This window comes from Vibrio sp. 10N.222.49.C9, assembly GCF_041474985.1.
Lineage (GTDB): Bacteria > Pseudomonadota > Gammaproteobacteria > Enterobacterales > Vibrionaceae > Vibrio > Vibrio crassostreae_C.
In genome coordinates, this window is the sequence record NZ_JBFRVD010000703.1 from 1 (window position 1) to 297 (window position 297).

Annotated in this window: 1 protein-coding gene; it reads right to left on the minus strand. The window is 47.8% G+C overall.

The features are described from left to right. The coding region (locus AB4585_RS25165; protein WP_372171490.1) for a hypothetical protein at positions 1-212 on the minus strand (212 nt) is incomplete at its 3' end. Between the last annotated feature and the right edge of the window lie 85 nt (positions 213-297).

Here is a 297-nt window from a genome sequence, read left to right on the forward strand (position 1 = left end):
ACCATTTTTCGGGTAACCTTTTCACGCTCTTCCTTTACGCGATGGACAATACGGTTTCCTGTACCGCCAAACGTAAGACAACTCGTAGACATCCCATCTATGGCGTTTAGACCACCCAACAAAGCATGACAAGCACGAGACGCACGAGCAATCAGGTTACAAGAAGACATTGACGCAGAGGTATCGAGCAACACAACCGAGTGACCATCCACTCTTGTGTTTCCCTTTGAGAACAACGTCCGTGAAAAGACACGCACATCCCCTTGTCTCAAACGAGCAACACGCTTTGTATTGATG